This is a genomic window from Hydrogenophaga sp. (assembly GCF_051007235.1).
In the GTDB taxonomy this organism is placed as follows: Bacteria; Pseudomonadota; Gammaproteobacteria; order Burkholderiales; family Burkholderiaceae_C; genus Hydrogenophaga.
In genome coordinates, this window is sequence record NZ_JBPCSJ010000314.1 from 1 (window position 1) to 3,869 (window position 3,869).

General features: G+C 73.4%; 5 protein-coding genes. All 5 read right to left on the reverse strand.

What is annotated here, in order from left to right; translation table 11 throughout:
- A partial coding sequence (locus ACR2JA_RS11040; RefSeq protein ID WP_434009131.1) for a hypothetical protein occupies positions 1-282 on the reverse strand: 282 nt, incomplete at its 3' end.
- Positions 283-336: 54 nt separating this feature from the next.
- Positions 337-1,350, reverse strand: coding sequence for a hypothetical protein (locus ACR2JA_RS11045; RefSeq protein WP_434009132.1), 1,014 nt, complete (start codon positions 1,348-1,350; stop codon positions 337-339).
- A gap of 2 nt (positions 1,351-1,352) precedes the next feature.
- Positions 1,353-1,514, reverse strand: coding sequence for a hypothetical protein (locus tag ACR2JA_RS11050; RefSeq protein WP_310564928.1), 162 nt, complete (start codon positions 1,512-1,514; stop codon positions 1,353-1,355).
- 10 nt (positions 1,515-1,524) lie between these two features.
- The gene (locus tag ACR2JA_RS11055) at positions 1,525-1,869 is read right to left on the reverse strand and encodes a hypothetical protein (RefSeq protein WP_434009133.1); all 345 of its coding nucleotides are present in this window, start codon (positions 1,867-1,869) and stop codon (positions 1,525-1,527) included.
- 34 nt (positions 1,870-1,903) lie between these two features.
- Positions 1,904-3,869: phage tail protein (locus ACR2JA_RS11060; RefSeq protein WP_434009134.1), on the reverse strand; the 1,966-nt coding region annotated here is incomplete at its 5' end.

Sequence of the window (3,869 nt, forward strand, 5' to 3'; positions counted from 1 at the left end):
TTCGATCACCAGCGTGGGGCTGTTGGACGCGGCCTGCGTGCCCAGCCCCACCATGAGCCCGCGGACCACGCCGGCACCGATGGCCTGGGCCAGGTCCGACTGGCGGGCGCGGATGTAGTTCTGGTCGGCGGTCAGGTCGTCGGCGGTGAGGAAGCGGCCATCGAAATAGAACGGTCGGCGGCGCCCGCTGTCCACGATGAGCGCGCCGGCGGCCAGCTGCGCCTGCAGGCGCGCGTTGTCCTGCGCGCTGTGGACCGAGATGTCGCTGTTGGCGTTGGCCATGTCACTCTCCTTGGGGCCCGCGGGGCGGGCTCGGTTGCTCGGACGCTGCTGCGCTCATGCCGCCCCCCGCCACGAATAGGGGTTGAACACGATGGGCCGCAGGCTGTTGTCGGCCAGGTCGCGCCAGCGCGGCTCCTGCACCGCGTCGGCCGCGGGAGCGGGCGCGGCGGCGATGGCCGCGAGGGCGTCCAGGTCCAGCGTCGGGAATGCGTTGGCGTCGGCCTGCCGCACCGGCACCGACACGCGGGCCAGCAGCACGCGGTCCCAGTCGGCGTCGCTGGCGTGTTCGGCCAGCTTGGGCAGGCGCTCGGGGTTCAGGGGCGAGGCGGTGGGCCAGGCGTCCAGTGCGCTTTCCATGCACCAGAGGCGGCGCCCGGCTTCGAGCTGCGCCGGGTCGGTCAGGCCTTGCAGGCTGGCCAGCATGGCGTCGAGCTTGGGCGAGCGCGGCTGGGGCCGAGCCAGGTCGCCGTCGGGTCGGGCCAGCGTGGCGTTGACGGTGTGGGCCAGTTGCAGCGTCAGCTCGAAGGCGTCGGCCAGGCGCGCGGGCACGACGTAGTCGGTGGCGTTGAAAGGGCCGGCCGCGAACGCTGGCGTCTTGCCGTGCGGGCAGATGGCAAAGCGCGCGAACACGTCGAACACCAGGCGCGGCTGGCCGGGCGAGTCCTCCCGCACGGCGTCGATGACGGCGCGCCGTTCGGCCGCCGAGGTGGCCGGGTCCTGCTGGCGGGCCAGCCAGCGCGCGATGTGGATGCACTGCGTGCGCCGCACTTCGATGAGGCGGCCCAGCCGGTCCATGGCCAGGCCCGGGGCGACGAAGACTTCCAGCTCGGGGTTGTCCGGCGCCGGGCAGCTCACGCGCAGGCCGGCCACGGTGCCGTGCCCGTACAGCGCGGCGTGCGCCCGGGCCATGCGCCCGCGCAGGTAGCGCTGCTCGTCTGCAAAATCTTCGGCCCCCAGCAGCACGCCGGTGGCGTAGTGCACCCGCTCGGGCACACCCTGGGTGGCCAGGCTGTCGGTGACCAGGCCGTCGGCCTGTTCCACCACGAGGTTTTGGTCTGCGGCGCCCATGTTCACTCCTTGACGACCTTGATCAGCAGGCTGGCCACGGCGCTCTTGCCCGTGGGCCCCACCACCACCAGTTGCACCTGGTAGGTGCCGGGTTTGAGCGTGGGGTCCAGGGCCACCACCGGTTCAGGCGTGCTGATCCGGGCGCCGAGCTTGAGCGTTTCCATGGTGTGCCGTTCAGCCCGTCAGCAGCGTCCAGTTCCAGATCTTGACCGCGCCGCCGACGTCGCTGGAGCGGTCGCCGGTGAGCTGGAAGCCCTTGCCGAACGGCACCTGCACCACCGGATCGGGGTTGCGCGAACCGTCGGGGTTGAGCAGGTCGATCACCGCTGTGGGGCGCGTGGTGTCCAGCACGATGACGGTGACGTTCGCGGGTGCGGAGTCGTTGCCCGAGTCGTCGGAGACGACCAGCTGGAACACGTGTTTGCCGGGCTTGAGCGGCGCGCGCTCGGAGGCCAGCACGTCGAGCCGGGGCTCGTCCGACTTGACGGCGCTGTCGGTGCCGGGAATCAATTTGGCCATGGTGAAAACTCCTGGGTGGGTGGAAAAGAAGGGGTCAGGCGGGCGGCAGGTGGGTCCACGTGTACGCGGTGATCACGCGGCCGTCGTCGGCCGACGAAGCGCTGCCGTCGAGCTGGAACGGTGTGGTGGGGCCGGTGGTGGCGACCGCACCGCCCGGTGTGTCCGGTGCATCGGGTGTGCTGCCATGCCACTGCGCGCGGGCCACGGGTGGGGCCGCGGGTGCGGTGGCGGGCGGCAACACGCCGTCGAAGGCGCCGGCGTGGGCGTCCAGCGAGGCTTCGCCGCGCAGGGTGTCCACACCGCCCAGGGCCGAGGTCTCGTCGCCTGGGCCCACGCGCACCGGGCGCGGCGGCGGGGCGGCGCGCAGAAAACTGTCGGCACCGATCAGTGAGGCCACGCCGACCATGAACGGGTGGGTGGCGCGGGTGACGCTCACGGCCACATGGGCTGGCGCGCCGAGCTGGCTCAGGCGCTGGACGAGGCCGAATTCGTCGGCGTCCACCGTCTCGTGCACCAGCACCGTCACACGGTGGGCCAGCTCGTCGAACAGGGCGCGGCGCGCGGCGGCGCTCTGCCTGTCGAGCAGGGCCTGGTCCCCCGGGCGGCCGCTGTTGCCCTCGGTACTCAGGCGGCGGAACAGCGCCAGAAAGGTCTGCAGCTGGTCGTCTTGCAGGGTGGCGGCGTCGCCCAGGAACAGGGTGTCGCCCACCACCGAGTTGCCTGACTGGGTGATGCCGCTGGTCAGCGGGTCCAGCCGGTCCTGCAGGTCGGCGCCCAGGATGGTGGACAGCGTGCGGCGCAGCCGGAAGTCCTCCACCACCACAATGCGGCCACGCGTCACGCCGCCGTCGGTGGCGATGTCCAGCGCCCGCTGCAGGCCCGCCAGCGTGCCGTGGCGGCGGGCCAGGGCCGCGGCGTTGGCCAGCATCCAGCGCGCGCGTTCGGTGGGCAGGCCGCTGTGCAGCGACAGACCGACCCAACTGGCCAGCCAGGGCAGGGCCTCGGGCGGGCAGCTGCGCGCGTCGGTCACCAGCGCGGCGGCGGCCACGCGGGCTTCGATGTCGCTGAACAGGCCTTCGAACAGGTGCAGGAAGCGGTCCAGAAAATCGGCGCCGGTGGCCGTGCCGGCGCGCTCGGCGTCTTCGCCGAACACCTGCTCGTGGTACAGCGCGGGCAGGTAGCGGTCGCGGTACGAGACGCGGCCGGCGTAGGCGCGCAGGGCCACCAGTTCGGGGCTGGCGCGACCGTCGCCGAACAGTTCCACCGCCACCCACAGGCGCGGGCCCTGCAGCGCGCGCACGGCGGTGTGGGCGCGCTGGATCAGCACGGTGAACAGGCCGCTGCAACCAGGCACCGGCGCGCAACCGAGCACACCCTGGCCCTGCGGCAGCTCGGTGGGGTCCTTCACCCAGGCGGCGCGTGGCAGGTCGGGCGGCAGCGCGGCCTGCACGGCCGCTGGCAGCGCGCTGCGCTCGCCCAGCAGGTGCGGGTACCAGTGGGCGCGCTGCTCGGGGTCGCCGGGCGCGAAGGCGGGTACCCCGGCTTCGCTGGTGGCCAGCCAGACGAGCAGGGCGCAGCCCGGGGGCACCACCGCCTCGGCGTACAGACGGTGCCAGACGGTGGCCGGGTCGCGCGTGTCCACCAGGCCCAGCGAGGCCAGCACGCGGGCCTGCGGCGTGCGTCCGTCGGCCGCGTTCACCACCAGGCCGTAGCGCGCGCGTGACGCGGTGGACACCCGCGCCACCCGCGCCGGCCACACGCCGTGCGCCGTGTGGCGCGGGTAGTGCAACCGGTCGCCGGGTCGGCCGGTCATGAAAGGGCCGCCGGTCCAGCCGGTGAGCGGGTGGTAGTCGCCCAGCACCGGCAGCGTGGCGGCCATGTCGGGTGGCAGCGCGGTCTGGCCGGGGGCGCTGGCGGCGGCCAGGCGTTCCAGGGTGGACGGTGGCAGCGCGTAGGTGAACACGCCCGGGTCGCTCGCTTGCCCGTCGGCGGCGGTGAGG

Coding starts and splice junctions, on each gene's coding strand:
- ACR2JA_RS11045 (WP_434009132.1), bottom strand. CDS start 1,350: ATGGGCGCCGCAGACCAAAACCTCGTGGTGGAACAGGCCGACGGCCTG.
- ACR2JA_RS11050 (WP_310564928.1), bottom strand. CDS start 1,514: ATGGAAACGCTCAAGCTCGGCGCCCGGATCAGCACGCCTGAACCGGTG.
- ACR2JA_RS11055 (WP_434009133.1), bottom strand. CDS start 1,869: ATGGCCAAATTGATTCCCGGCACCGACAGCGCCGTCAAGTCGGACGAG.